Source organism: uncultured Microscilla sp., from assembly GCF_947493425.1.
GTDB lineage: Bacteria > Bacteroidota > Bacteroidia > Cytophagales > Microscillaceae > Microscilla.
This window is the reverse complement of the sequence record NZ_CANLRP010000105.1, coordinates 1-23,878: the sequence shown is the minus strand read 5'-3', so window position 1 is coordinate 23,878 and position 23,878 is coordinate 1. Positions and strand designations below refer to the sequence as shown.

Below are 23,878 nucleotides of genomic sequence, written 5' to 3'. Positions count from 1 at the left end.
AACCTAAAAGTAAAGAAAATGAATGAAAATTCAAAAATTCAAATCCAAAAAGCTGTTTTAGGTTGGCTTAACCAATCTGAGGCTCATACTCAATCTGAGCTTGCAGCCAAAACAGGCGTATCAATTTCTTACATCAATCAAATTACCAATGGCAAATGGTCGCCTAAATACCCTTCGGCCGATGCCTGGCAAGCGGTGTTTCGTGTGTTGGACTGGCAACTGCACATTGACTCAAAAAACTACGAAACTATTACCAAGGTGCTTAGTAGGTCAATCAATGAACAAGCTCGCTTTGCTATTAATGGCGTGACCAGTGGCGAAGGTAAGACCTATAGTATACGCCGTTTTTGTGCAGTCACACCAGGCGCTTACCATGTGATTTGCCGCAAAAGCATGTCTAGTCGTGCCCTGCTCCAAGAGGTAGCGAAGACGTTGCAGGTAAAAAAAGCCGAAAGGTTGAGTAAGTTCCAGCTTGAGGATAAAATCGCTGAGGCGCTTACCCGCAAAGGTGGTATGCTTGTATTTGATGAGTGTGAGTATTTGCGCGGAAAAGACTCGCTAGATTCCATTAAAACCTTGTGCGACCTACTAGAAGGGCAGGCAGGTATTGTAATGTGTGGGCTTGACCTTAAAAATATGATTTCTCAACTCGCTAAAAGAAAAAATAACACAGGTATTCCACAGCTTCAAAGGCGTTTTGAGTGGAAGTGGTTCAATACACTGCCAATTGAGGCTGCGGACATTAAAGAAGCTTGTCAAATCAATGGTATCACCGATAAGTATGCAATTGCCTGGTTTGTTGATAAAGTAGATAACTACGATACGCTTACCATTCTTATAAAAGATGCTATCAGGGTGGCTACTGGTAGCGGGCAAAAAATTGATGTAGAATTTTTAAACACCGTGTTTGGTGATGATACCGAGTAGATTGTTCTATAAAACCGAACTTGGGTTACGCTTTAGGCGTGCTGCCAGGCGAGCCGAAAACGCGCTCACTTTTAGCGCGGTGTACTTGAAAATAATAGACCTGCATCTAGGCAGGTTTGAGCAAGAAGTAAATGATTAACAATAAAATATTGAGGGTATTTAAGTAATGGAAAACCAAAAAAAGAACATAAAAAACCAAAAGCTAAATAATTATCAAGTGGTACTTACTGGAATGTTTGAAACGGTAAGTATTAATATTCACTCAGCAAAAATGCTGAATAACTTAGAGCTGTTTCATCATCCTACTGTAGCTAATTACCGCAACAAGATTGCGCGCTATGCTGCGGTGATTGATCCGACTAATGCGTGGGTAAGTCCTGCTTTTTTTGAGAGTCATCCGATTGTTGCGGACGTGGATTGTAGCGAGAATGTAAATATAAAACAGGTGAGTTTTGAGTATGACGGCTTACTTGTTTTGAGTGATGAAGGGGTGAAGTTAAGGTAATATAATGCAAGGCTGGCATTTGCCAGTTTTTTATGACGGTGCGCGCTGGGCGCAAAACTAAGTTTATCGCAAATATTCTTAGCAGGTTCGATTCCTGTCACCGTCACTAACTAAATTTTTATAGCTATGGATTATGAGTATTGCTAAAGAAGAGTTGCAACGACAATTTGAGGCTGAAAACCCTCAAGGTACCACCAAGCCCGACAAGTTTTATTGTGGGGTTGATAAGTTTGTTACTATGCTCCGGCAGGTGGCGCTTATGCGCAAACTCCAAAAGGAGTACTTCAAAACGAAAAACAAAGAAGTGTTAAAGAAAGCAGTGGCTTTGGAAGCTAAAATAGACAAGGCGCTGGCTTTTTATCAGGAAAATGAGGGTAAGTTACATGATTGCCCGTTTGTTTAATTTAATGTTTAGAGATGACTAAAGAAGTAGCGGGTAATGACTTGACCGCTAAAAAACGAAAATTGAAAAGTAAGTTTACGGCTTACTGGAAGGCAAAAGACAAAGAGCGAATAGCAAAAGATGAAGCCAAGGCTTTAGAAGCTGAAATATTGGAAATAACAAAAGAATTTCCTATGAATGCCTGGGATGGTGGAACGCTTCGTAATGGTGCTGACTGTGTAAGAAGGTATAGTGAAGATAAGCTTAATTACCCTTCAAAGTTTGATAAAGATGCTTTTGTGGCATCTAATCAAGAGTATGCGATTACCACTAGTAAAGTGAATGAAAGTTTGATACTAGAGCGTATCCAGGCGGGTAATAAGTACTTGCAAAGCTTTGGGTTTGTTAAGGCTCAAAAAAGCACTATAAGACTTGAGAGGAGTTAAGCGTTAATGTTTGTTAGTATTTGTGTAAAGCCCTGTTGATGTAGATTTTCAGGGCTATTTTTTTTAATTAAAACTATTGTAACATGACTGAAAAACAATATACAAAAGCAATAGAGCTTCATAATAAGAAGCAAGAATTGCAATACTTGCTTAGTGAGATAGTGGATACTACTACCGTGAGGCTTGGTAATACAGTTGATTATGGACGGGTGGCAGTGAGCCTTGATGGTGAGTCGGAGCGGGATATTGACAACTATCTTTATAATGCTGCTGCACAGTTTAGGGATTATTGCGTAGAGATTGTGAATAAAAAAATTAACGAGTTGGAGAGGGAATTTGAAAGTCTATAACTATGAGAAAAATTAAATTAACCAGACTAGAGGCTAATGATATGAGGGTTATATCAGTACTGCTAAAAAAAGAAGTTGAGAATCCTATAAACATAGAGTTTAGTTTTATCTCTGACAAGTTCTTTGTGCTTGATTTTGTTATGAACCGCGTGCTTGTAAACTTGTTTCAAAGACGGTTTAACAAGGTTGTTTTTGAAGATAGAAAACATCAGGTAGTTCTAACTCAGATTGAGGCGATATGCTTACTTCAACTTATTCGGTTAGCTGAAAAGCAAACGATTGAGGCAAGTTACGAGAAGGTTTTGTACACTGATTTAAAAATATCTTTGTGTGATGGCTTGCTAAGTCTGCCGACTTACGAAAATTTACCGTTTTAATTGGTTTCAATATGAAAATATACAACGATACAATGAATATAAAGCAAGCTGTAGCAGCGATGCTTCAAATTCTACCCAAACAGGCTAAGCAAAAACTAAACACCGAAGGGTTAAAGGGGAGTTGGGTAAGTATTGTAGGGGAGTTTGCAGCAAAGAGAACTGTTAAGCTTGATATAAAAAACAGCACGCTTTTTTTGAAGTTTGACTCTCCGGCGCTTCGTGAAAATCTGAGTTACCGGAAAACTGAAATCCTGGAAAAGGTGCAAAGTGTTGATAAAGATGTAAAACGAATTTTTTGGTACTGAGTTATGAGAAAACACGATAAAATACTTAAGAGCGGTCATAAAGAGTTTATTGACCAGTCTCTCGCTAATGGTAAAAGCTGTAGGGTTATTAGTGGTGCATTGCTAGGTAAAGGGTTTAGTATAAGCCATACAGCTATCAGGAATTATAGTAATGATATATGGTTAAGGAGAGGTTTGGGTGATACAAGCTTACGGGGTCAGGACTTAAACAAGGCTGTAATTGAGGCTACTATTAAGGTTCTTGAGAAAAGACTAGAGTCCATGAATGATGTGGATAAGAATAAGCCTTACCTGGTAATACTTGGCGGCTGATAATTTACAGTTGTTGTTATAAAACAAAATAATATTTTAAGCAGCTTGCAAAAACAAGCTGCTTTTTCTTTGCCAGGCTAAAAGATTATTTGGTTTTTGTTTTTGCAAGGTTTATAATCTATACTTTACACTCTTATCAATCTTCACTCTCTCAATCTTTGTTTCTTGATGCTCCTTAAACTTACTGGTATCAGTATTTTTGAAAATACCCTCATATTCTAGTATGTGCACTGGATAGCCGTTGTGCTCCGTGTCCAGCTCCCTACCCACCGGGTATAAACCTAGAAAACCTCCACTCATTAAAATATGTATTGCATCTACCATTCTTAAAGGTAGCAAAGCTTTGGTTTGGTTTGCTCTGTTCATGGCGGTGCTTTCAAGTTTGGCTTGCTCAATGTGAAGTCTTATAGTCTCCGTGTTTTGCTGTACACCATTACCTTTTATTTTGCTGCTAGTCGTGTTGCTAAATTCAATAAATACCGCTGGTAGGTGGTACACCTCCTCTTTTTCTTCGCTGAGGTATTGCCCCTCGTATAGGTCAACATGGGCTATTGGGGGTAGTCCCATTTGCTCTAGTAGTTGCTTGGTGTTGTTGCTTAATAACCTGTTACCAAGTTCTAAATATATCTCTTCTAAATACATATCTTATCCTTTTATTTGTTTTTTTAGCATGTACTCCAGTTGCTTTTCTATCCTCTTGTTCAAGAACTCGCTTTTACCTAAAAACTGCCTTTTAGGTATGTTTTGTTTTATGGTTCTATTGAATCCTTTTACTTTATGCTCTCTTACAATGTGTTTACCTTTTTTCTTTCTATTACGCCTTTTGTGTCGTTTACGATGGTGGGCACTTACATTTTGACTTACTGAGCCGCTAAAGCCTTCATTGTGCATGCGGGCATATTCTACGTCGGTGCCTACAATCACACTGTTACTTGTTTTCTTCAGCACTCTGATACTTCGTTTCAGTCTCCCTGACTGAACCAGTACCGCACGTTTACCTCGTCGTTTTTCGTTGCGGTCACGCCTTTTGCGGGGTCGCCACTTTTGAAAGCTGTTACTTTCAATCCAACCACCTCTAACAAATCTATCTTTGTAAAATTTTGTTGAGATGGCGCCTGTAAGGGTTGGCGCGTTCTTGATGTGTCGCGCGATTACCTTGTGTAACACTTTAATTTCTTTATCATCTATACCCATGTTAGTATATTGCTTCTGTGTTTCTAATTGCTCTAATTAAAATCTCTTTTACTGCTGCTTCAATATCTTGCGCGCCCTCCTGCAAGTTGGTGGTTTGAATGGTGATATTTTCAACCAGCTTACCAATGTTAATAGTTAGGTTTTTGTTTTCTGTTTTGGCACCTCCACCTATTATATTGCCTGGCGAGGGTGGGGGCGCTCCTCCTGTTGGCCCGGCGTAATCTGGATTTTTCGGTGCCACTGGATTGGTGCTGTCAGGAGTCTTTTGACTGATAAGCTCTTTTACAGGTTTGCCCTTTATTCCTTGCGCGGCGTTGTTGAGCTTTTTACTTTTAGCATCCTCCAAAACCTTGTTGTAACCTGACTTAAAATCTTTAAGTGGGTTAATGTTTTTTATAGCGCTCCACGCTCCGCTTAACGCGTTTTTTATCTTTAGAGGGTTGAACTCTACAATTCCAGTAATCGCATTACCCAACTGTTTAAAGGGCTCTATGAGAGATTTTACTACTACCCAAATACCTGTAAGGCTTGCTCTCACGGTTACACTCTTTTTCCATAGTCTGGCAAAAAGCAAAGCCAGTGTTCCCAGTGGATTAATAAGCAGTCCAATTACCACAGTGGTAATCTTGAACACTCCTTGCAGAATTCCGGTATCCCACAAAAGACGCTTTAGGAGTCCTAGCAGCCAACGGATAGGTTGTAATACAAAGCCTATAACTTGTCCAAATCCGCGAATAACATTGATAACATCTATTACAAACGGTTTTGCGTCGCGTAACCTGGCGGCTACCCAATCAATACCATTTGCAAGTGCTTGCATGGGGTCAGTACCACTACCGCCAAACGCATCCCTTAAAATCTTCAGGCCACCGTTGATTACCTGGTAAAATAAAAGCCTTGCTTTTTGGGTTACTTCATCCCATCCGCGCTTAAGCTTGTTGAATGTAGGCGCAAACCCTTGCTGAACCGCCACTATTTTTTCTTCCATTCCCAAGCGTTTGTTTTGGCGCTTGATGTATGGGTCTTGAAGGTTTAGAAGTTTCTTCATGGATAGTTCGGTTTTACCCAGGCTAAGTAAAAATCTTTCTCCTGCATCTTCACCAGGTGAGCCAAAAATGTTTGCGGTAACCTCCTGACGATCTTTCACGTTGAGTTTTGCCATTGCGCGAGTAATGAATTGCACGCTTTTCATTACGTCAATTTCGCCTGCTTTAAGGCTGTTTTTGAGTCCTTGTACTGTGGAAATGGTAAGTTTTTTTCCTGTTTTGCTTGTTACCTGTAGTTTTTCAGAGAGCCTTCCATAAGAGTCTCCTAATTTATTTAGTGCGTCAGAGGTTGCTTTGGGCATTTCTTTAAGCCTGATGCCTGCCTCTTTGAACAGGTCGGCCCCTTTATCCTGGTATACCCCTTCCTGAAAACTCTTCACAACCAGTGCCATTGCTTGGTCGGCGGTGAAGCCAAGGTTTTTTAGTTGGGTGGAGTATTCTTTTAATTGATCAATATCAAGCTGGCCATTGGTAGCCTGTAAGCCTTGCTTGAGCAGCTTAAGTGCGCTTACACCTTTGATGCCAAACTCCCGGCTCATAGCTTTAGCGGCTCCTAATAGTTCATTTTGGTCTACATTTTCAAACTCTTTTTTAAGCGCGATTACCTTGCGGGCAAGCCCTGAAATTTCCTGCTGCGAATTAGCGCCAAAGCCAAATTTTACCGCGCGCTCCACGCTACTAATTTCCTGGGACACTTTAGTAAGGTGTGAGATTAATTTTACCGTCGCTACAATTGCCGCCGCCGCCGCAGCAGCAGCAAGTACATAAGGATTTTTTAGTAGGTGTGCAAAGCGACCAAGTGAGGGAAATTGTTCGGATATACCACTGAACAGCTCACTATTTTTTTTCCCAATGTTTGCTAAACCATCACGGGCTTTTTGGCTACCTCGTTTAAAGAAACCAAAAAACTTGCGAATAATACCGCCGCTTTTCATGCTCTTTTTTAGGTCTTTAGTTTCATCTGTTACCTTTTTTACTTTTAGGCTTACATTGCCTCTAAACTCATTAAAGAGTTTCTTGACATTGGGTGTAGTAGTGTTTACACTTTTCTTAAGGTTGATCACCTTTTTATTAGTGTTTTCAATCGTTTTTATTGGCTTTTGATTACTAATAGCTGTGTTAAGCTGTAGTACCTCCTTGTGGGTGTTTTGGATTACTCGTACAGGTTCTTTATCCTTTAGTGCAGCATTGAGCTGCAATACTTTTTTATTAATCCTTTGAATGGTTTGCGAACCTCCCTGAATCTCATCTTTTATTGATACAATTTTCACCAATTGCCGAACAGTGTTTTTTAGTTGGTTGTTGATGTTTTGGATTCCGTTTGCAATACCTTGTGTGCTGTTACCCACTGAGATTATTCCAGCTATTTGATTCTTTGTATTCTTTAGTTCGTTATTGACCTGTCGAGATTTAACTATTATCTCTGTCAGTTCGCCTCCAGCTAGATTCAACTTATGATTTACTTGGTTGAGCTCAGGTAGAATTGATTGAGTGATATTAAAACCTATACCTACACTTATCATGTTTTTTTCTTTTTGTTGGTTTTGGTAATCAAATCTTTTACAATCACCGCATATTCTTTTTTCTTTTTATCTGAAATCCCGCTCCAAAACGGGTGATCTTTCGTGAATACCTTCCCTGTTTCGCCGGGGTTGTTTTGAAATGTTAGCGGTATCTTTGGTAGCTCCTTAGGAGGTTTAAGGTCTTCATGTGTTTGTATCCATTCACACCTACACTTGTAGTCTAGTGGTGTATTATAGATTTTAAGCAGTGGGTCGTCAATACTTACCACCGCGCCTTCAAGTTTCTTATGTGAGTCCCTAACCCTGTCGTCGCCTATTGTCTGGAACTCCACGTTTGGGAGTATATCTTTGTTTTCTTGCCAGTCATGCCAACGGGCAGCACTTTGTGAGTTTGCAATCGTAGCTTGCCTATTGGTGTCCAACCAAGTTTTATTATACTGCTTATTTACCTTGGTAACTGCTTTATTGAATGTCGCTTTATCTTCGCTACTAGCTTTTAGTAATACCAAGTCTTGGATATTTTGGTGTACTTGAATTGCGGCAAATGTGTATACATTTTCTTGTAGCGCTGCAAGCGTTTTGTAACGTTTGCTGTTTACTGCCAAATCAGAAAATTTGTAACCATAGCTAGCTTTAACATGTGCCCATAACAAGTTAGCTATAAACTCAAACAGTTCATTATCAAAATCACCTGCTTTTATCTCGCCTTTAAAAATTTTCTCGGTCAGTCTATCAAGTATCTCTTGAAGTCTTTCAGGTATTTTAGTATTGGATGCTTGCGTATTTGATATATTTTTATTAATCGCGTGCGCACATGTATTACTATAGTGTATGCTTGCTTGGTTCATTACACTGGTAATTGGCAATGCATTACTTTCTTGCTCCTGCTCTTGCCCTGGTTCGCCTTTACTACCGCCGCCGCTTGGTGTTGGTAGTTTAATTCTTTCACCTATGACAGTACCGTATGTGTCACGTATATACTGAGGTTCTAATTCAAACAACCCTGCGAGCCACTTATCAATCTCTAGCTGATTGTCGGCAAGTGGTAGTTTTCTGCTTCTATTAAATCTAAACCGCTTGCCTTGTAATGGTACCCCCCATTTAATGAACTGTTTGAATATATTACCATTTACCTCCAGTTCAACTAATCTAATGTCGGCTTTTATCAGTTCATTTTTAGAGTTACCGTGTTCTTTGGCTTGACTGTGACTAGACCCGTCTTCGTTGGTCATTGTACCTCCTAAGAAAAGTTTTGACACTTCTTTGTTAGCTACATCAATACCTTTACTAAAGACATTGAACGCGTCTCTACTTACACTCTCTTTTATTTCTATCTCTGTACCTAGCGGCATTACTGCATACATAGCAGACCCCATGTTTTTTAGATTGTTTTCTATTTTGGCAAGAGTGGCTTTGTCGTTTGTGTTGCTTTTAGCAATACGCATGGGAATACCAAACAGTCTTTGGAACATTTGCCAGTGTGCAAGGCTATGTTTTTTAAAGATTGTAAATCTAGCGGCTTGTAGTAGTAAACCCATGCCCTCCGGTTCACCAATAAGTGTGTATAAATTATTATACCCTGGTGTGTCAAACCTTACCAACTCTTCCCCTTGTAAATCAGGTAGTATGCTGTTTTTTTCGGGGATTACATTTTCACGGGGTACTGTTTCAATGCCTGTTATAATACCTCTATCAAGTTTTAATTGCACTACACTGAATCCATAAGCTATACTCTCTAATATGGCTTTAAGGTATTTGTAAAACCATTTTGTAGTAAGTAGTCTTGTAGTATCCTCGTCTACCTCGTTTGTCTGCTCGTCTACTACTTCAAATGTAATATTGAGTACTGGTAGCATTCTGGACTCTATTACACTTTTGAGGTGGGTATCCAAGATAGCATCTTGGTAGACATCCATTAGTAAATCTCGCCTTGGCCGATAAGTGTTCAAGGCAACTTGGTGAGCGTTGCGCCAGTGAGCAATATCTATCTTATACAAAAACTTTGTATGCTCTACTAGTTTGATTACTTGACCTCTGTTTTTTTCGGGTGCATCATGTTTACTGGCGATGATGTGTGATTTTGCTACAATAGGTTGACCGAAACGATTTACTAAAGGTTTAAAATTGTTTTTCATTTTAAAGCGTTCTAAGGGGGTTTAAAGTTTTTTGGTATAATGGCAGCTCTCAAAATAGATCGTGGTTTTTGAAAGCTTTTAAAAGTGTTTTGAAAAGGATTTGAAATGTTTACTTGGTTAGCGCTTGATAAGACACTTTTTCTTAACAATTGCTAATAAAAAATTAGTACCCATCGGTCCCGCTTTCGGTAGTGTGCCCAAACCTTATGTGCTCACTCAGGCTTTCGCTTGAGTCTTGGGGTAGTAGTGGTAAGCCAATGGCGTTAACAACACCCTTACCTATATCATTAAAGAAATCTTTCGCCTCCTCATAATTTTCATAAATATCATCAGGTACTATTTTTTTTGCGCTCTTGCTATACAAGGTTTTAGCGGTATAGTATATAGTGTATTCTATTATGGTGTCGTCGCGCTCATTCCCTGTGGTACTAAATATGGCTTGCGTGTCATATCTTCCACCGATTTGATGTATTATTTTGCTTATGGCTGAGTTTTCAGCTTTCTTTCTAACGGCTTCATTTGATAGTCTACCTTCTTCGTCTGTAGTGATTACAGTTAACTCGTGGTGAGATATAAATCCTTTATAATCATCTTCTGTTAAAAAATTACTCATGCTGTTTGTTATGTTTTAATATCCGTCATAAATCTCGTCATTGTCTTGCCCTGTATATGTATCACAAGTTCCTGTACTCTCTCTGTTACCTATAATTACATCGTCTGGGTTTGTAGTGCCTAGCAGCTCATCAAGGATTGCGAATGCTTCAGCGTCTGCGTCGGGCGCGTCGTCGGGTGCGTTGCTACCTTTTTCAAATGCGGCAAGCTGGCTTAATTCTGTTGCTTCGTCGGTACTATCTTTAAACTCGCTGTTATACCACACGTCGCCACGTTCCCAGTAACCCACGATAGCTTCTATTTTATCAAACTTATTGCCCTCCATTTTTTTCTTGGCTACTATAGGTATATAGTAGCCTCGCTCTTTACCTTCTTTATTAAAGTCATTGACAAATCTGTTTTGGGCAAACGTACCATCAAATTTGTACGCGATATTGAAGTTTTTAAGGTTGTATTCTTCGTAGAGGTTGTATAACCATATAGCGCACTCTCGGCGTGACACTTGGCGAACAAATACAAAAATCCTGTGCTTCTCCTCTCCCTTGGCTCCCCAAAGCTTCATTGCTTTATGGTCACCTTGTACGGTATAGCTTAAATCACCATAAAACACCAAAGCGTCGTAAACGCTTAAATCTGTCATTGGCTTCCATTTATTGTATTTACTTTTGAATATCTTGCCTTCGTCAATAGGGTTATTCATGTATTCACGGCTAAACGAGCGAGTGCTTTTTTTCTTTTGTATCTTAGCCCAATACTCTTTGGTGTATCTGGCAAGCCAGGTAGGATTACCTTTTTTGTCCAGGGCATTTATTTTAAATACTTTAATTTCTGGCAAACTCTTGATAGTTTGAGCAAGTATAGAGCGTTTATGTATAAGGTTGTTTACTATAATAAATTGTCTTATATCTTTATCAAAGCACTCCATTAAATCGTCATTAATCCAATCTACTGCCTCGTCAATTAGGCGAGGGTTGTTGCATCTCTTTTTCGCGTCCAGGTCATCACATACAATTCGCGTCGGGCGTTGGTTCTTTTTTCGTATCCCGCGAGGGTTTTGCCCTAAACCGATAGCGGCAAAGTGAATACCTGTTTTGGTGGTGAACTCGCCTGTTGTCCAGTCTCCAGCTCCTACTAGCTTTCCATAATCATTAATTAGTCTTTGGTTAGATTGGAACTCTGCTTGAATGTCCGAAAGTAAGCGATTGGCTTTTTTTTCAGTCTCACCGCATAACAACATAAAAGGCATAATGCCAGCTAGCATGTCGCGAGCGGCAAACCCTACGTTTGCGTGGGTACTCTTGGCTGAGCCGCGATGCCCCATAAATGCTACCTCAGTCATGTCTTCACTCGTGAGTGCCTTATGTATCTCAAGATGATAGGGCGCGCAATCAATTAATTTACCTGTTTTTTTGTCTGTGCAATAATGCGGGAAGTAATACTGAAAGAACTTGTTGTAATTTTCAGGCTTCAAGAGTCGTTTCTTTCGTTCTTCCTTTTCCTGTCTGCTTTCTTTTGGTATATAAGCTGTTTGAGCTTCTATCTTATTACACCACCTATTAAAGTTCTCTAGGTCTTTTTTTGAGTAAGTGATATTACTTCCATGTAGAGTGACAACCGTTTTTCTTTTAATCTCATTCATAGTTTAAAAGTTAATCAGTGTCAATCAAATCTTGAATAAACTGTCTATAAAGCTTGGTAATGGTTTGAGCAAGTTCCAAGTTGGTAGGCTGTAGCCACTCTACAAATATTTTACAAGCTTGTATGTAGGTAGAAAGATTGGTAATGCGCTTCTCTTGCTTTTCGATAGCTCCAGCAATCATCGCTATGTCTTTAGCATAGTAATCACCCTCAAGGCTTTCTTTAGTGAGTTTTTCTAGTAGCTTGTAAAGGTTTGTAAGTACGATTTCTGGAGTTTTTGTAGTGGCATCCCTAAGTGTATCCCATTGAAACTTTTGCTTGTTGGATGTAAATGTGGGCTGGGTCCATCCAACAATCTCGCAAATTTCTTTCTGTGTATAATGAGTATGTAAATACAAGTCTAACGCAATCTCTTTTTTTTGAGTTCTAGTTAGTCCAGCTCTTTTCTTCAGGCTATCATCTTCTTTTGTATTCATGTTGGCTTCTCTTTTTCTTTTTTAGTTACACAATCGTTTAACTCTCTTATTTCAAAGCTTAATTGGAGTATCTTGTCTCTTGCCTCCAACCTTTCTTTCTTAAGTTGCAATACTTCTATTTCAACATCTAGGTTAGATGTTCTTCCTGATACTACATTTCTGATGATTTGCAATGTGACATACACCCCTTTTTTCTCGAGCCTAGCAAGGATTACCTTGCTATATCTTGATGGTAACCCTGTTACTTTTCGTGATGATCTCATTACTTGTTTACTCTCAAAAGTACTATTCATAATTTAAAAAATTTGCATTGCTAAACTGAATAGCAATGGTTTATAAATAACTGTTTGCTAGTGCACAGCATTGCACATTTATTTGTTTTTGTTTTGTAACTCTAATTCAAATTAGCAAAAAAATCTCGAAAAAGTGAAATATTATGTTTGAGGTTGTAGCAAAAAAAGGAGCGAAAACAAAAGAGGTTGATCTTGTTCTTTATGGGACAATTGGTCAATGGCGAAATGTAAGTGCAAACGACTTTATAAGAAGTATATCCAATCTTGTAGCGAAGGGCTATAAGGTAATCAACTGCCTGGTAAATAGTCCTGGTGGGGCTGTTTTTGAGGCTGACGCAGTAGGGGCTATTATTAATCGTTACCAGAAAAGAGGAGTCGTTTTTAAAGCTCATATTGATGGGCTTGCTGCAAGTGCCATGAGTTTTTTACTCTGTTATATGGATGAGGTTATTATGGCTAAAAACGCTAGAATAATGATCCATCAAGCAATGGCTAGTGCCGACCGTAAGCAGGCGCATGAATTGCGCAAACAAGCAGACTTGTTAGATAGCATAAACGATTCTATTGCTCAGACATATGCTGATAAGACAGGTAAGGAAAAGGATTGGATTCTTAAAAACTGGATGAAGCCAGGTGTCGACAAATGGTTTAATGCCAATGAAGCCTACAAGGTAGGGCTTTGTGATCAAATTTCTAATGCCAAGACTAATGCTAAAAACAATACTGAAAATCTGTCTCTGCCTGAGGTTGTAGCTCTTTACAATACAGATCTTAATAATACACTTCTTTCTTGTGTGACTGCTAATCTTGAAAATACTGACAACCCTAAAAGTGATGTTATGGATAGAACTCTTTTGGTTCAAGCCTGCACTAAAGCAGGTGTTTCGTTTGAAAACTCTGCAAGCGATGAGGATTTAGTAAACACTCTTGCTGAAGGTCTGGTGAATGCTCAAAAGTTGTTAGCAGATCAAGCTAAGGAGCTTTCGGAGCTTAGGAATGCCTCAGGATTTAAAATTGTGGATGATGCGGTGAGCGCTCAGAAAATTACCGTTGAGCAAGCCAAGATTTACAAAAGCATGATCAAGAACGGGCAGGCTGAAAGTGTGAAAAACTTACTCGATGCAATTGAGCCTCCGCGCGATTTAGTAAAGGAGACCACTCAAAGTAAAGAGGGTGATGGTGCCAAGAAAAAGCAAGGTAACGAGGGTAGTGTAACCTTTGACACCTATGAGGATTATGTTAAAAATGATCCTAAGAAGCTTATTGAGCTGCAAAATTCTGACCCTGAAAAGTACGAGGAGATTGTAAACGCTCACTTGGATGCGGCTTTTGAGTAGTCAGGTAATGTGAATTATTGATTAATCTTAACAAGGAAAGAGTATGGCTCAACCAAGTAGTTTTACGGCTGCAAGAAAGTTGTTCTTAGCTACGTTTGTCAAGCATTTGTTTGATAACAACGAGTTTGTATTAGCGTCAAGGAATTGGAATAAATATGCTAATACGGGTAGTGTGGAATGGACTGAATCAGGTGCGCGCCCAAAGTCTCGTCGTAACGGTGAGAGAGGGGCGGCAACACCAAAGCAAGATATTAAGCGTAGCTATAGTATTGATGAATTTAAGACTGACCCAACAATTTTAACTTGGGTAGAAGAACTTGTTGTAAGTTATGCGAAGCGCGAAAATATCCTGGAAGAACATATTGAGCAGATTAGGGAGGATATTGTAATGCATATCCTCTACAAGTGGGTGAAAGGTAGTAAGGATGTGGTGATTGAAACTACAGGCGATACCAAAAAAGGTGTTGATGGTACTGATGCGCACGCTGTTACACCTGATGATTTTTTTGATTCTCAAACCGAGATGGACGAGCAAGGCGTGCCTGATGATGGTAGTCGTGTAGCAGTTGTACCTGCTTCAATGATGGGTGATTTACGCAAGTACAAGGATTTTCATGACAGGAATAAGTACCCTGGCATGGTACTTATGAATGGGGCTGTCGGGCAGATTGCAGGCTATAATATCTTTAAGCGTGCAAAAACATTGCTCTTTGATGTAGACGGTAATCCGATAGAGCGTAAGACTGAGGGTTCAGATCAGGAGTATCAGGCTCAGGCAGGTGACTCTCGTACTATTACACTTTGGCATCCTAAGTTTGTTACTCGTGCGATTAGTAGAAAATCAAAAATAAGCCTTATCGATGGACATGATGGGGTTGAGGTTTCAACTACTACTATTGCGGGTGGTGATGTGTACTACAGTGATGGTCGCGGTATTATTACTATTCGCGAGAAGAAAAAAGCGTCTTAATTGCTTGTTATTTTTTTCAACATTTTAATTTAAAAAAATTATGAGCATAAAAGGTGTAATCATAAGCAAAGCTACTCCACAACCAGGCGCAAAGCCTGTAAATGAAAGTACTAGCGGATTGATTGCTAACGGTGTAGCTGTAGCGAGTAAGCTTGAGTTAGATAAAACCTATGTCTTATACTCTAAAGCTGACGCTGAATTTCTAGGTGTTAACGAGGCTTATGATATTGCTAATAAGGTAATATTGTATCATCATATTTCAGAATTTTTTGAAGAGGCTGGGGAAGGGGTAAAGCTCTACCTTCGGGTAGTAGCGCAAAGCGTGGGCGTGACCGATATAGTAGATACTGAAAACAACCATGCGAAAGCTTTGATTGATGACGCTGAAGGTGAAGTTTTTCAATTGGCTGTAGCCTTTAATCCTGCTAGTGGTTATACTCCAGTGGTAGACGGGATTGACCAAGATGTGTTAAATGCTATACCGAAAGCTCAAGTTTTGTGTGATTGGGCTTTCTCCAAGATGTACCCAACCAGAGTAATTTTGGAGGGTAAGTATTATACCGGCCCTGCAAGCTCTGTTCCTGACTTGCGTTCCCTGGTGAATGTGGTAGCGCCCAATGTAAGTGTGGTGATCGGGCAAGATTTATTTTTTGCTCAAAAGCTTTCAGAGTATAATTCTTATGCTGCTGTGGGTACTTGCTTAGGTACTATTGGAAGGGCTGCGGTTAGTGAGAATATTGGTTGGGTTGAAAAGTTTAATCTCACGAATGCAAAGAAAGAGCGCTGGTTGTCTGCTGGTTTATCCGATCATAAATCGGTTACGGATGCTCAAAGTGAGTGGTCTATACTTGATCAAAAGGGGTATATTTTCCCAATCAAATACTCACGATTGGACGGGTTCAGATGGAATAACGACCATGTGTGTACTCCTGTTGTGATAGACAACGAAGGGAATATGAATGAGTCACAAATCCGATTTAGCAGAACAATCGATAAAGCGGCCTTGGCCGCCTATGGAGCCTTGTTGCCTTCGGTTAAGTCTCCACAGCCTGTAAACCCTTCAAATGGTAAAGTACCTCCTATTGTCATTCTCAACTTCAAGACTCTTGTTGAAAAGCAGATAGACAGTGATTTATCTGGGGAGATTTCGGGAAGGGTGGTAGTAATTGACAAGGATAGCAATCTACTGCCTCCCAACCCTGAGCTAAAAGTTGGGTTAAGTGTTGTACCGATGGGCAGTGCGGATACCATTAATGTCAAATTAAAACTTACCAATAAAGTAGAGTAGTTATGGCGCAAAAGAAAAGTTTTGGCTGGGTGGATGTGGATATTATGCTGTTTAATCAAATCTCTATAGAGATTTCAAAGATTGAGTACAAAACCAGTCAAGAGAAGAAAAATGGGTACGGCAGGGGAAGTAAGCCTACTCGTCGTACGCGTGGAAAAAAAGAGAGCACTCTGTCTATGAGTATTGCTATGGTGGAGGTTGTGCAAATTGAAAAAGCTGCACGAGTAAAGTATGGCGAAGGTGCGAATCTGTTAGATATTGAGCCATTTGACATACCTGTGGTGTATGATAACGGCGAGGAGCTTGTTGCCGATGTGATCAAAGATGTTGAGTTTACATCTACAGGTCGCTCAATCTCTGAGGGTGATATGGATGCCGTGCAGGATTTTGATTGTATTTGTTCTGATGTGTTGTATGCTCAACCTGTGTAATTAATATTAATCACTTAACATAAATAAAACCGATACAAATGAAAAGACTACGATTCTTATTGATTATGCTTTTTACCGCGTTGATCCTTCAGTCTTGTGTGACTGGTGCTAAAGTGACTGGTAAAGACAGGGGTTATGACTACAAGGCAGTGATTGCTAAGATTGCTATTGAGGAGTTGAAGCTCCGTTATCAAACCATTGAGTTTGATATACGCCTGGACTCTACCAAGCAAAAGGTGGTACAATACCTTGAGCAAGGTAGAAAACTGTTTACTGTTAAGGTTGATTCTTTAGCACATGATAGGCGTAGAATTATTGTCACCCCTGACTATAATAAGCTTGAGGAGCTTCTTTTGCAAAAGCAAAAAAAATACGAAAAACTTGTAAGAAGAAGGCGTTAAAACCTCTTTTAAATCTGATTTAAAAACTATTTAAAATATTTTTACAATGACTGAAGTTGAAAAAACAAAAAAAAACGAAGTTGCTAAAGGTGAAAGCTTTGTGTTGCCTGGCGGCGTAACCCAAACTCAAGTTAATGAGTGGAAAAAGAAGTATAGAAACGTGCATCAAATACAGGTGCCAACCGACGACACTTATGAAGATTGGTTAACAATTTACATCCGCGAGCCTAACCGTGAAGTGTTAAATGAGTACTTGCGAAAATCTGAGAAAGTGCCAATCGATGCGGCTTTAGCGCTTGTCAGAAACACTTTTTTGGGTGGCGATGAAGAGGTAAAAAAAGAGTCGAAGTTTGCGCTGGCTGCGGTGCAAAAAATTAGCTCTCTAATTATTGCAGGGGAAGCTCGCATAAAAAAGCTTTAGAGTCTACCAGGCTTACCTGGCTAGACGAATGGTCAGCGCTTATAGGTTACTTCTTGCATATTCCTTTTCCTGAAAAACTATCAGACACAGAGTATACATTAGCCATTAAAAAAGTACAATTCCTGATTGATAATAACTACACACACTTAACTAAAGAATCTGAATCTAGTGACTAAGTATAGTTTTGATATAAAAAAAAGATTTAACGCTGCTTTTCAGGATGCAAAGTATATTACTAGTGGGTTTACTGGTGATTTGCTTACTAAAACTAACGAAAAGTCTAATCCTTACAGCAACTCAGAAGCTTTGCGTATACGCACATTGGGCACTCCTGTTTTTGATCAGATTGATGTGGAGTCGGTTGGTAGTGGTCTAACCTATAGTTTCAAGTATGACCCGTTGGTGGATATAAATTACACTAAAGTGATTACTGAAACGAAAACCAGTAGCGGTCGTGCTGTGGTTGAGTATGCAGGAATTAGTCCTGCTAATATTAGTATCCGAGGTGTGTTGTGGGGGCAGGATGGGGTATACCCAAGCAAGGAGCTAGAAGAGCTTCTTGCTCTTTTTCGTGAGGAGTCAGTGCTTAATGTTAGCTCCAAATTGTTTTCGCTTCATCAAATTACTAGCATTTACATCAAGTCTTTAGCTACACCTTCTTTGGAGGGTTTTGAAGATACTCAACCTTTTACAATTCAAGCCAGGGGCATTGAGTCTGTGAGTTTAACTATCACTGAAAACGAGTTGCAGTAATGAAACCTATCTTGTACAAGTTAACGTGTGTGGTGGTTATTGGCAACCTTGAATTTAAAGAGATTGGTAGGGTATTGATTAAATCGACTTGGAAGCAGCTTACGGACACATGTGATATTAAGTTACCTAAAAACCTAAGACTAAAGGGTAAGGCGGTAAGTGAGTATATTAAGCGAGGCGACAAAGTGGTGGTAAAGCTGGGGTATAATGGTAACCTAAATACTGAGTTTGAAGGTTTTGTTCGTGAGGTTGAAACTGATGTGCCACTCAGAGTGCATTGTGAAGATTTTGCTTTTAAAACCAAATATTATAGGCCTAAAAACAAACTCTTTACTAATGCTAAGCTTGGGGATGTGGTAAGCCATGTGGTTGATGGTATTGAAGGGGTTAAGTTGAATGTTACGGGTGATGTTGGTCTGGGTAAACTCTTGATTGAGGATGCTACCACTGTTAAAGTGTTGGAGGTGCTTCGTCAAAACTATGGACTTGCAAGTTTTTTCAAGAGTGATACGCTTCATGTTGGGTTTCCCTATAAAAGCAAACCTACTGCAAATGCTTGTGTGTATGATTTTCAAAACAATGTTATACCAGGGCATTCGCTTAAATACCGAAAGTCTGAAAATGTGAAGGTCAAGATCAAAGCGATTGCCAACCTTGATTCAGGTAAAAAGCTTACCGTAGAAGTTGGCGAAGATGGGGGTAGTATTGTTACCAGAAACTTTCCTCATATAGGCAAGGGTGAGCTTGAGAAGCTTGCTAAGGAGGAGTTGAAAAAGTATAAAGTAGGTGGTTTTTCTGGCAGCCTTACAGGGTGGGGTGAGCCGTTTGTTAGTCACGGTGATTCGGTTGTGTTAACTGATAGCGAGCACCCAGATAGAAAAGGTAAGTATTTGGTTGATGCTACGGAGGTAAGTTTTACAAATACAGTGTTTAGGCGAAAGGTTTCAATTGGGCAAAAAGTAGGGTGATGGCAATAAGTAAAGATAGTAGTATAAAAGATTTAATACTGTTACTGGTAAAAGGTGGTGATGCTATTACTACTGGTATTACTGTTTTTGAGGCTGAAGTGATGAGCGTTAGTAAGGGTGATAATACTTGCGTGGTAAAAAAGATGAGTAGCGAGCTTGAGTTTGAAGGTATTCGTTTGGTTTCCAATACAGACAGTACTGAAGGTAACACAGTGTTTTACCCACAAGTGGGCAGTATAGTATCTATTGTTTTTGATACTGGTTCTCTTTCAGGGTTTGTTACCGCTACTAGTCAAACTGAAGAGGTTTTGTTGAATGGCGGGGAAAATGGTGGGCTTGTTATGGTTGAGATTTTGGTTAGTAAGTTGAATGTTATTGAGCAAAAGTTGAATGATTTTATCAGTGAATACAAAGATCATAATCATTTACACCCTCAGGGACCGACCACCGCATTTGTTAAACCTTCAACGCTTACGAGTTTGGATAAGACTAAGCAAGATGATTTAGAAAATAAAAAGGTTAAACATTAGTTAGCTTGATAAATGTTTGTAGTTGGAAAGGAAGTAAAAGTTTTCAAAGATAGTCTTGAGCATGTCTACCTTAAGGTGTATGTGTTTGAGTTTGCTCCTGGCAATGTGATTGTTTTGCGATGGGTAGGTGATGCCAGCGATGAGCAGATTAAGACCGCACATAATAACATACTGTCTATTATTAGCGCTCACGATGTAAGTTTTCTCTTGGGAGACCTCACATTCTTTAGTCGCTCGTTTTCATCTGAGTATTTGAGTAATTATTTCAAAAAAGTATTTACACCTAAAGCCATAGCTTTGGGTGTTGTATATGGTGCGGTGGTAGAGTTGCAAGCAAACCCTCTTGTTGCTGAAAGTTACTCTAAAATCAAAAAGGAGCTAGATAAGGGTGAGATCGTCCTTTACCAAAGATTCAACACGCTAAAAAAAGCTTTTGCTTGGTTTTGGGAGAAAGGTTTGGGGGCTGGAGTATTTGATAAAGATGTGGTTTACAGTGACGATACTACAGAGGAGTATTTGCAGACTCAAGCAGCGCAAATACAAGAGATGGAAAGTCAAAACAAACGTTTACATGATGAAAACAAAAGGTATAAACTTGAAAAAAGAAGAGAGGGAAAGTTTAAAAGGGTCATTAGAAATTTGGTTATTGCTTTTACTGTCCTCTCTTTTCTAAACAACGTATTTTGGCGTTACCTGGATTACCGGGAGGCCAAGCATTACAAGATGCAATCTATCAAAGTACTCAGAAAGATTAACACTAATCTCTATAAGTATGGAAAACAAAAAAAATATCAATCAGGAGCAGCAGAAAAACCTAAGTCTGCAAAATAACCTTCTTAAGGCTGGCTTGCTCTTAGGGGTGATTATAGTTTTAGGGTACTTGTTTTTAGGCTTCCTTGAGGGTTTTGAAACTCTAAAATTTAAGCCTAAAAAAGCTTTTAAAAATTCACTTGAGGGCGCTACATATTTTGTGTTAGGCGCAGTGTTTATGCCTGTTATAATCCTTATGGAACAACGATTAGGGATTTTAAAAGTCGTACTAGAGTTTGTTTTGAGCGTGTTCAGGTTAAGATTTGGGGGAGGTGGAAATGCTAAGAAATGACCTTATCTTGAGTCAAGGTAACGACCTTGTTTTTGAAAACGGCGACCTATCAGTAGGTGGTTCTGATGAGCAGCATATAAGTCATTTACTTTTAAGCTCTCCTTTAGACTGGCTACAACACCCACTCACTGGCGTGAATACTGTAGCCCAGGTAAACGGGAGTAATACTCAAAGACTGAAGCGAAATATCATAGAGCAACTAAAGCTAGATGGATACCTGGTGAAGCGCTTAAGCGTTGATGCTGATTTTTTAATTGATTTAGAGGTAGAGTGATAATGCAAGTAATTACAATCCAGGAAGGTGATACACTCACAGGTTTGGCAGTTATTTATTACGGTACTATAGAAGGGGTTGTGAGCCTTGCACGTGATAACAACCTGTCAATTACCAGTGAGTTAACGTTAGGCCAAAAATTATTGATTGATTCTAAAAAAATCATAAAACCTTTAACCGCGAAACAATTGCAATTATGGCTAGATCGGTAGGTGAGATACTCGGTGAAATGCTTGCTGAAAAAGCTAAAACACCTGAATTAGACAGTTTGAATAGTGATAGTAAAACTGCTGTTTGGCGATTGCTTTTTTATGTGTTTGCTGTTGCTATACACACCCTAGAAGTACTGCTGGATCATTTTAAGGGCGATGTATATACTGCAATAGAGAAAAATCAACCTGGTACATTACCTTGGTACACCAAAAAAGCTGAAGATTTTCAACTTAATGACTTGCTTAATGATAATCTTGGGTATAACTCCATAAATCCTGAGCTGCAAATTATCCGTTATGCCTCAGCAAAAGAAAATATTTTAGGTGGTGTGACTTTAAAAGTTGCCAAACAGGATGGTTTTCTAAATACTGAGGAGTTGAAGCAGTTTACTGCTTACATGGAGAGGGTAAAGTTTGCAGGTGTGCAAATTTCTTATATAAGCATGTTGGCAGATAATTTAACTGTAGACATGGAAGTGTTTTACAGTCCACTTATCAATGAAGCGGTCATTAGAAATTTGGTTAAAAACACTATAAGTGAGTACTTGGAAAATATAGGATTTGACGGAGTGCTAAGAGTAAATGATCTGATAGCAAGCTTAAGAAGTTTACATGAAGTCTTAGATGTTAAGTTGAATCAGGTTGAGTCAATGCAAGGTTTTAATGCTACGGTGGTGGATTTAGATCATATTGCAGTCAGTGGACGATTCGCCTTTGATGCTAACAATTCAATTATACAATTAACTGCCGTGCAATGAATTATAGTTTTGATATAGAGGTTTTATGTAATTCACTTTTACCTACTTTTTTAAGGTTTTCAGTTAGGTTAAAAAAAATTCTAAGAGCAGTCACGACTCCTCTGAAAACGCTTTATCTAAACTTTCTTCATGAGGGTGATGTAATGCTGTCTGAAGCCCGGATGACAGCGCAAGCTGGAAATTTGGAGTGGATGTTAAATAGTAAATTTGATTCTGAAAAAAGACGTATTAAAATTACACATGTCCAGGACTACGTAATACATCTAAACAACACAAGGTTTATTGTATTAAATAATGAAAATCCTGTTATTCTTCGAAATAACACTGCTAGTGAGGTGGATTTTTTTGTAAACATCCCTTTTGATTTTGCTCAAAACTATCAAGTCACGCTAATGCAAAGTAAGCCCTTGGTATTATCCAGCGCCAATCCAATAACGCTCCACGACATAAATAAAATTAATACCATCGATTTTATTAAAGCGAATGTTAGCAAGTATAAACTTGCTGGAAAAACTTTTCAAGTTAACTTATAACTCTATGGATAGATTAGATTTAAAAAATAACTTCCCTGCTTACTTGAATGATTGGAAGTTCCAGTTTGATCAACTCTTTAAGGCTATTGAGGAGCAATACAGCGATTCGAGGGCTTTTGTGGTTTCAGGTTGTCAGGTGTTAGGTAGTGATATAAGTGCAGGGTTAGTATCGATTGACGGTAAGATATTAGAGTTTAGCGGTGCTACTAACGTGCTATTCCCTGCTTATATTAAACAGGCTACACCAGTTCAGCACACAGAACGCTTTTTTGTCAATGAGAACACCAATAAAACAACTCGCATTAATTACCATGCTGAGTTAGTAAGTGTAAAACCTGTGACAGGTGAGTATATTGTTATTGACAACAACAAAACAATTGTTACAAGAGAGTTCTTAGCCTATAAAAACAACCATCAACCAGGGCAAAAAGCTTGGTTTGATACGTCTTATACAGGCGCGAAAACACTCATTGAAATGCAAAGGTTGGGGTGGTGTATTGAGGATGGAAGTACAACGGAGAGTCAGCTGGTTGATACCGGTTATTTTCCACCTGAAGAGCTGGCTATTGTGGGGGCAACTAAAAACCTTGTCGGGAAATTTGTCAGAGGTGGCAATGTGCCAGGCGTTGAGCAATCACCAACCGTAATTAGCAGAGTAATTAATACATCTGACTCTGGTGGAAGGTCTGCTATCCACACACCTACAAATCCGGATTCCGTGCATGATATATGGGCAGGACACTGGACGCTTGCTATAAACCAAGACAGTGGTGGTCCTACTACATACATTGATGGTGGATTCACGGCCCGTCCTGCTAATGTTTCTGCTTTGCCTTTGGTTTACGCTTTGAAATAGTAATTAAATTATTTCAAGAACTGGTAAAATTGTGATGTAAAAAAAATCCGTTTATGTTTTGGACTCCATATGAATTAGATAATGGAGAGCTGTATTTAGAAATAAATGTGAAGAAAGAACAGTATAACTGTATGTATGACTATGGTAGTGGTGGGATAATATTTGATAAAATTTTTGATGCTTTTGAAGGGAAAAAAAATGTAAAAGCAATATTAGGCACTTGGGTATATGGTAGTAATTTAGAGCAATTTAATAAATATTTGAAAAGCATAAAATCTCCTACACAACAGCAGTTGGAAGCAGCCGCATTATCCACTTTTACAGGAAAAAAAGCTATATCAAAGGGGTATACCAAGGCTACTATCAAGAGGGTTGAAAAAGACAAAAGTGGAAATGGATATAAAAGTGTTGAGGTTAAATTTTACTATTAACAAGAACATAATTATACCTTCTGTACAATATTAAGTGATGGTACTCCAGTATATCTCCCATTTCTGGTTTATCTCAAGTGATTTAAGGATAG

At 39.0% G+C, this 23,878-nt stretch carries 33 protein-coding genes; 25 read left to right on the top strand and 8 right to left on the bottom strand.

Features of this window, described 5'->3' with window-relative positions; all coding sequences use genetic code 11:
- Positions 1-18 precede the first annotated feature (18 nt).
- The 8 genes from Q0954_RS22360 to Q0954_RS22325 all read left to right on the top strand — a co-directional run bounded on the left by Q0954_RS22360 (position 19) and on the right by Q0954_RS22325 (position 3,292).
- Positions 19-927 (top strand): helix-turn-helix transcriptional regulator, encoded by a 909-nt coding sequence (locus tag Q0954_RS22360; RefSeq protein WP_299460612.1) that lies wholly within the window; start codon positions 19-21, stop codon positions 925-927.
- Positions 914-1,066, top strand: coding sequence for a hypothetical protein (locus Q0954_RS22355; protein ID WP_299460610.1), 153 nt, complete (start codon positions 914-916; stop codon positions 1,064-1,066). The genes Q0954_RS22360 and Q0954_RS22355 overlap by 14 nt, the downstream gene beginning before the upstream one ends.
- A 27-nt stretch (positions 1,067-1,093) precedes the next feature.
- Positions 1,094-1,432, top strand: coding sequence for a hypothetical protein (locus Q0954_RS22350; protein WP_299460608.1), 339 nt, complete (start codon positions 1,094-1,096; stop codon positions 1,430-1,432).
- Positions 1,433-1,565: 133 nt separating this feature from the next.
- Positions 1,566-1,835, top strand: coding sequence for a hypothetical protein (locus Q0954_RS22345; protein ID WP_299460606.1), 270 nt, complete (start codon positions 1,566-1,568; stop codon positions 1,833-1,835).
- Positions 1,836-1,849: 14 nt separating this feature from the next.
- Positions 1,850-2,260: a hypothetical protein gene (locus tag Q0954_RS22340; protein ID WP_299460604.1), complete on the top strand. Its 411-nt coding sequence runs from the start codon at positions 1,850-1,852 to the stop codon at positions 2,258-2,260.
- Positions 2,261-2,343: 83 nt separating this feature from the next.
- Positions 2,344-2,610, top strand: coding sequence for a hypothetical protein (locus tag Q0954_RS22335; protein ID WP_299460602.1), 267 nt, complete (start codon positions 2,344-2,346; stop codon positions 2,608-2,610).
- Positions 2,611-2,612: 2 nt separating this feature from the next.
- Positions 2,613-2,987, top strand: coding sequence for a hypothetical protein (locus Q0954_RS22330; protein ID WP_299460600.1), 375 nt, complete (start codon positions 2,613-2,615; stop codon positions 2,985-2,987).
- An 11-nt stretch (positions 2,988-2,998) separates the two neighbouring features.
- Complete coding sequence (locus Q0954_RS22325; protein WP_299460598.1) at positions 2,999-3,292, top strand: DciA family protein; 294 nt, start codon at positions 2,999-3,001, stop codon at positions 3,290-3,292.
- A gap of 423 nt (positions 3,293-3,715) precedes the next feature.
- Here Q0954_RS22325 and Q0954_RS22320 read toward each other — a convergent pair whose 3' ends face one another.
- The 8 genes from Q0954_RS22320 to Q0954_RS22285 all read right to left on the bottom strand — a co-directional run bounded on the left by Q0954_RS22320 (position 3,716) and on the right by Q0954_RS22285 (position 12,491).
- Positions 3,716-4,246, bottom strand: coding sequence for a hypothetical protein (locus tag Q0954_RS22320; protein WP_299460596.1), 531 nt, complete (start codon positions 4,244-4,246; stop codon positions 3,716-3,718).
- Between the two features lie 3 nt (positions 4,247-4,249).
- The gene (locus tag Q0954_RS22315; protein ID WP_299460594.1) at positions 4,250-4,798 is read right to left on the bottom strand and encodes a phage virion morphogenesis protein; all 549 of its coding nucleotides are present in this window, start codon (positions 4,796-4,798) and stop codon (positions 4,250-4,252) included.
- Between the two features lies 1 nt (position 4,799).
- The gene (locus Q0954_RS22310; protein WP_299460592.1) at positions 4,800-7,367 is read right to left on the bottom strand and encodes a hypothetical protein; all 2,568 of its coding nucleotides are present in this window, start codon (positions 7,365-7,367) and stop codon (positions 4,800-4,802) included.
- Positions 7,364-9,502 carry a DUF935 family protein gene (locus Q0954_RS22305; RefSeq protein WP_299460590.1) on the bottom strand — a complete coding sequence of 713 codons (2,139 nt, stop codon included), beginning with the start codon at positions 9,500-9,502 and terminating at the stop codon, positions 7,364-7,366. Before Q0954_RS22305 ends, Q0954_RS22310 begins: the two co-directional genes overlap by 4 nt.
- Positions 9,503-9,665: 163 nt before the next feature.
- A complete protein-coding gene (locus tag Q0954_RS22300; RefSeq protein WP_299460588.1) occupies positions 9,666-10,115 on the bottom strand; it encodes a hypothetical protein in 450 nt (149 codons plus the stop codon).
- A 15-nt stretch (positions 10,116-10,130) separates the two neighbouring features.
- Positions 10,131-11,753, bottom strand: coding sequence for a hypothetical protein (locus tag Q0954_RS22295; RefSeq protein WP_299460586.1), 1,623 nt, complete (start codon positions 11,751-11,753; stop codon positions 10,131-10,133).
- 10 nt (positions 11,754-11,763) lie between these two features.
- On the bottom strand, positions 11,764-12,228 hold the full coding sequence (locus tag Q0954_RS22290) for a hypothetical protein (protein ID WP_299460584.1): 465 nt from the start codon (positions 12,226-12,228) through the stop codon (positions 11,764-11,766).
- On the bottom strand, positions 12,225-12,491 hold the full coding sequence (locus Q0954_RS22285; RefSeq protein WP_299460582.1) for a hypothetical protein: 267 nt from the start codon (positions 12,489-12,491) through the stop codon (positions 12,225-12,227). Before Q0954_RS22285 ends, Q0954_RS22290 begins: the two co-directional genes overlap by 4 nt.
- Before the next feature lie 173 nt (positions 12,492-12,664).
- On the opposite strand from Q0954_RS22285, the gene Q0954_RS22280 reads away from it, so the two are divergent.
- The 17 genes from Q0954_RS22280 (at position 12,665) to Q0954_RS22205 (ending at position 23,786) form a co-directional block, all read left to right on the top strand.
- Positions 12,665-13,858, top strand: coding sequence for a head maturation protease, ClpP-related (locus Q0954_RS22280; RefSeq protein ID WP_299460580.1), 1,194 nt, complete (start codon positions 12,665-12,667; stop codon positions 13,856-13,858).
- 43 nt (positions 13,859-13,901) lie between these two features.
- Positions 13,902-14,828, top strand: coding sequence for a hypothetical protein (locus Q0954_RS22275; protein ID WP_299460578.1), 927 nt, complete (start codon positions 13,902-13,904; stop codon positions 14,826-14,828).
- Positions 14,829-14,868: 40 nt separating this feature from the next.
- Positions 14,869-16,116: a DUF2586 family protein gene (locus tag Q0954_RS22270; RefSeq protein WP_299460576.1), complete on the top strand. Its 1,248-nt coding sequence runs from the start codon at positions 14,869-14,871 to the stop codon at positions 16,114-16,116.
- A gap of 2 nt (positions 16,117-16,118) precedes the next feature.
- Positions 16,119-16,547, top strand: a complete 429-nt coding sequence (locus tag Q0954_RS22265; protein WP_299460574.1) for a hypothetical protein — start codon at positions 16,119-16,121, stop codon at positions 16,545-16,547.
- A gap of 38 nt (positions 16,548-16,585) precedes the next feature.
- The gene (locus Q0954_RS22260; RefSeq protein WP_299460572.1) at positions 16,586-16,948 is read left to right on the top strand and encodes a hypothetical protein; all 363 of its coding nucleotides are present in this window, start codon (positions 16,586-16,588) and stop codon (positions 16,946-16,948) included.
- Positions 16,949-16,994: 46 nt separating this feature from the next.
- Positions 16,995-17,369 carry a hypothetical protein gene (locus Q0954_RS22255; protein WP_299460570.1) on the top strand — a complete coding sequence of 125 codons (375 nt, stop codon included), beginning with the start codon at positions 16,995-16,997 and terminating at the stop codon, positions 17,367-17,369.
- Between the two features lie 168 nt (positions 17,370-17,537).
- The gene (locus Q0954_RS22250) at positions 17,538-18,122 is read left to right on the top strand and encodes a DUF6046 domain-containing protein (protein ID WP_299460568.1); all 585 of its coding nucleotides are present in this window, start codon (positions 17,538-17,540) and stop codon (positions 18,120-18,122) included.
- The gene (locus Q0954_RS22245; protein WP_299460566.1) at positions 18,122-19,090 is read left to right on the top strand and encodes a hypothetical protein; all 969 of its coding nucleotides are present in this window, start codon (positions 18,122-18,124) and stop codon (positions 19,088-19,090) included. Before Q0954_RS22250 ends, Q0954_RS22245 begins: the two co-directional genes overlap by 1 nt.
- Positions 19,090-19,620: a hypothetical protein gene (locus Q0954_RS22240; protein ID WP_299460564.1), complete on the top strand. Its 531-nt coding sequence runs from the start codon at positions 19,090-19,092 to the stop codon at positions 19,618-19,620. Before Q0954_RS22245 ends, Q0954_RS22240 begins: the two co-directional genes overlap by 1 nt.
- 12 nt (positions 19,621-19,632) lie before the next feature.
- A complete protein-coding gene (locus Q0954_RS22235) occupies positions 19,633-20,451 on the top strand; it encodes a hypothetical protein (protein ID WP_299460562.1) in 819 nt (272 codons plus the stop codon).
- Complete coding sequence (locus tag Q0954_RS22230) at positions 20,393-20,722, top strand: hypothetical protein (RefSeq protein WP_299460560.1); 330 nt, start codon at positions 20,393-20,395, stop codon at positions 20,720-20,722. The genes Q0954_RS22235 and Q0954_RS22230 overlap by 59 nt, the downstream gene beginning before the upstream one ends.
- A 7-nt stretch (positions 20,723-20,729) precedes the next feature.
- Entirely contained in the window at positions 20,730-20,996 is a 267-nt protein-coding gene (locus Q0954_RS22225; RefSeq protein WP_299460558.1) for a hypothetical protein, read from the top strand.
- 2 nt (positions 20,997-20,998) lie between these two features.
- Entirely contained in the window at positions 20,999-21,208 is a 210-nt protein-coding gene (locus tag Q0954_RS35090; RefSeq protein WP_366916753.1) for a LysM domain-containing protein, read from the top strand.
- Positions 21,193-21,966 carry a hypothetical protein gene (locus tag Q0954_RS22220; RefSeq protein ID WP_299460556.1) on the top strand — a complete coding sequence of 258 codons (774 nt, stop codon included), beginning with the start codon at positions 21,193-21,195 and terminating at the stop codon, positions 21,964-21,966. The genes Q0954_RS35090 and Q0954_RS22220 overlap by 16 nt, the downstream gene beginning before the upstream one ends.
- A complete protein-coding gene (locus tag Q0954_RS22215) occupies positions 21,963-22,499 on the top strand; it encodes a hypothetical protein (RefSeq protein ID WP_299460555.1) in 537 nt (178 codons plus the stop codon). Before Q0954_RS22220 ends, Q0954_RS22215 begins: the two co-directional genes overlap by 4 nt.
- 4 nt (positions 22,500-22,503) lie before the next feature.
- Positions 22,504-23,355: a hypothetical protein gene (locus Q0954_RS22210; RefSeq protein WP_299460553.1), complete on the top strand. Its 852-nt coding sequence runs from the start codon at positions 22,504-22,506 to the stop codon at positions 23,353-23,355.
- A 53-nt stretch (positions 23,356-23,408) separates the two neighbouring features.
- Positions 23,409-23,786 (top strand): hypothetical protein, encoded by a 378-nt coding sequence (locus tag Q0954_RS22205; protein WP_299460551.1) that lies wholly within the window; start codon positions 23,409-23,411, stop codon positions 23,784-23,786.
- The last annotated feature ends 92 nt before the right edge of the window (positions 23,787-23,878 follow it).

What these genes read in the sequence shown, in the direction of transcription:
- Q0954_RS22360 (WP_299460612.1), top strand. Translation starts at nt 19, where the DNA reads ATGAATGAAAATTCAAAAATTCAAATCCAAAAAGCTGTTTTAGGTTGG.
- Q0954_RS22355 (WP_299460610.1), top strand. Translation starts at nt 914, where the DNA reads ATGATACCGAGTAGATTGTTCTATAAAACCGAACTTGGGTTACGCTTT.
- Q0954_RS22350 (WP_299460608.1), top strand. Translation starts at nt 1,094, where the DNA reads ATGGAAAACCAAAAAAAGAACATAAAAAACCAAAAGCTAAATAATTAT.
- Q0954_RS22345 (WP_299460606.1), top strand. Translation starts at nt 1,566, where the DNA reads ATGAGTATTGCTAAAGAAGAGTTGCAACGACAATTTGAGGCTGAAAAC.
- Q0954_RS22340 (WP_299460604.1), top strand. Translation starts at nt 1,850, where the DNA reads ATGACTAAAGAAGTAGCGGGTAATGACTTGACCGCTAAAAAACGAAAA.
- Q0954_RS22335 (WP_299460602.1), top strand. Translation starts at nt 2,344, where the DNA reads ATGACTGAAAAACAATATACAAAAGCAATAGAGCTTCATAATAAGAAG.
- Q0954_RS22330 (WP_299460600.1), top strand. Translation starts at nt 2,613, where the DNA reads ATGAGAAAAATTAAATTAACCAGACTAGAGGCTAATGATATGAGGGTT.
- Q0954_RS22325 (WP_299460598.1), top strand. Translation starts at nt 2,999, where the DNA reads ATGAAAATATACAACGATACAATGAATATAAAGCAAGCTGTAGCAGCG.
- Q0954_RS22320 (WP_299460596.1), bottom strand. Translation starts at nt 4,246, where the DNA reads ATGTATTTAGAAGAGATATATTTAGAACTTGGTAACAGGTTATTAAGC.
- Q0954_RS22315 (WP_299460594.1), bottom strand. Translation starts at nt 4,798, where the DNA reads ATGGGTATAGATGATAAAGAAATTAAAGTGTTACACAAGGTAATCGCG.
- Q0954_RS22310 (WP_299460592.1), bottom strand. Translation starts at nt 7,367, where the DNA reads ATGATAAGTGTAGGTATAGGTTTTAATATCACTCAATCAATTCTACCT.
- Q0954_RS22305 (WP_299460590.1), bottom strand. Translation starts at nt 9,502, where the DNA reads ATGAAAAACAATTTTAAACCTTTAGTAAATCGTTTCGGTCAACCTATT.
- Q0954_RS22300 (WP_299460588.1), bottom strand. Translation starts at nt 10,115, where the DNA reads ATGAGTAATTTTTTAACAGAAGATGATTATAAAGGATTTATATCTCAC.
- Q0954_RS22295 (WP_299460586.1), bottom strand. Translation starts at nt 11,753, where the DNA reads ATGAATGAGATTAAAAGAAAAACGGTTGTCACTCTACATGGAAGTAAT.
- Q0954_RS22290 (WP_299460584.1), bottom strand. Translation starts at nt 12,228, where the DNA reads ATGAATACAAAAGAAGATGATAGCCTGAAGAAAAGAGCTGGACTAACT.
- Q0954_RS22285 (WP_299460582.1), bottom strand. Translation starts at nt 12,491, where the DNA reads ATGAGATCATCACGAAAAGTAACAGGGTTACCATCAAGATATAGCAAG.
- Q0954_RS22280 (WP_299460580.1), top strand. Translation starts at nt 12,665, where the DNA reads ATGTTTGAGGTTGTAGCAAAAAAAGGAGCGAAAACAAAAGAGGTTGAT.
- Q0954_RS22275 (WP_299460578.1), top strand. Translation starts at nt 13,902, where the DNA reads ATGGCTCAACCAAGTAGTTTTACGGCTGCAAGAAAGTTGTTCTTAGCT.
- Q0954_RS22270 (WP_299460576.1), top strand. Translation starts at nt 14,869, where the DNA reads ATGAGCATAAAAGGTGTAATCATAAGCAAAGCTACTCCACAACCAGGC.
- Q0954_RS22265 (WP_299460574.1), top strand. Translation starts at nt 16,119, where the DNA reads ATGGCGCAAAAGAAAAGTTTTGGCTGGGTGGATGTGGATATTATGCTG.
- Q0954_RS22260 (WP_299460572.1), top strand. Translation starts at nt 16,586, where the DNA reads ATGAAAAGACTACGATTCTTATTGATTATGCTTTTTACCGCGTTGATC.
- Q0954_RS22255 (WP_299460570.1), top strand. Translation starts at nt 16,995, where the DNA reads ATGACTGAAGTTGAAAAAACAAAAAAAAACGAAGTTGCTAAAGGTGAA.
- Q0954_RS22245 (WP_299460566.1), top strand. Translation starts at nt 18,122, where the DNA reads ATGAAACCTATCTTGTACAAGTTAACGTGTGTGGTGGTTATTGGCAAC.
- Q0954_RS22240 (WP_299460564.1), top strand. Translation starts at nt 19,090, where the DNA reads ATGGCAATAAGTAAAGATAGTAGTATAAAAGATTTAATACTGTTACTG.
- Q0954_RS22235 (WP_299460562.1), top strand. Translation starts at nt 19,633, where the DNA reads ATGTTTGTAGTTGGAAAGGAAGTAAAAGTTTTCAAAGATAGTCTTGAG.
- Q0954_RS22230 (WP_299460560.1), top strand. Translation starts at nt 20,393, where the DNA reads ATGGAAAACAAAAAAAATATCAATCAGGAGCAGCAGAAAAACCTAAGT.
- Q0954_RS35090 (WP_366916753.1), top strand. Translation starts at nt 20,999, where the DNA reads ATGCAAGTAATTACAATCCAGGAAGGTGATACACTCACAGGTTTGGCA.
- Q0954_RS22220 (WP_299460556.1), top strand. Translation starts at nt 21,193, where the DNA reads ATGGCTAGATCGGTAGGTGAGATACTCGGTGAAATGCTTGCTGAAAAA.
- Q0954_RS22215 (WP_299460555.1), top strand. Translation starts at nt 21,963, where the DNA reads ATGAATTATAGTTTTGATATAGAGGTTTTATGTAATTCACTTTTACCT.
- Q0954_RS22210 (WP_299460553.1), top strand. Translation starts at nt 22,504, where the DNA reads ATGGATAGATTAGATTTAAAAAATAACTTCCCTGCTTACTTGAATGAT.
- Q0954_RS22205 (WP_299460551.1), top strand. Translation starts at nt 23,409, where the DNA reads ATGTTTTGGACTCCATATGAATTAGATAATGGAGAGCTGTATTTAGAA.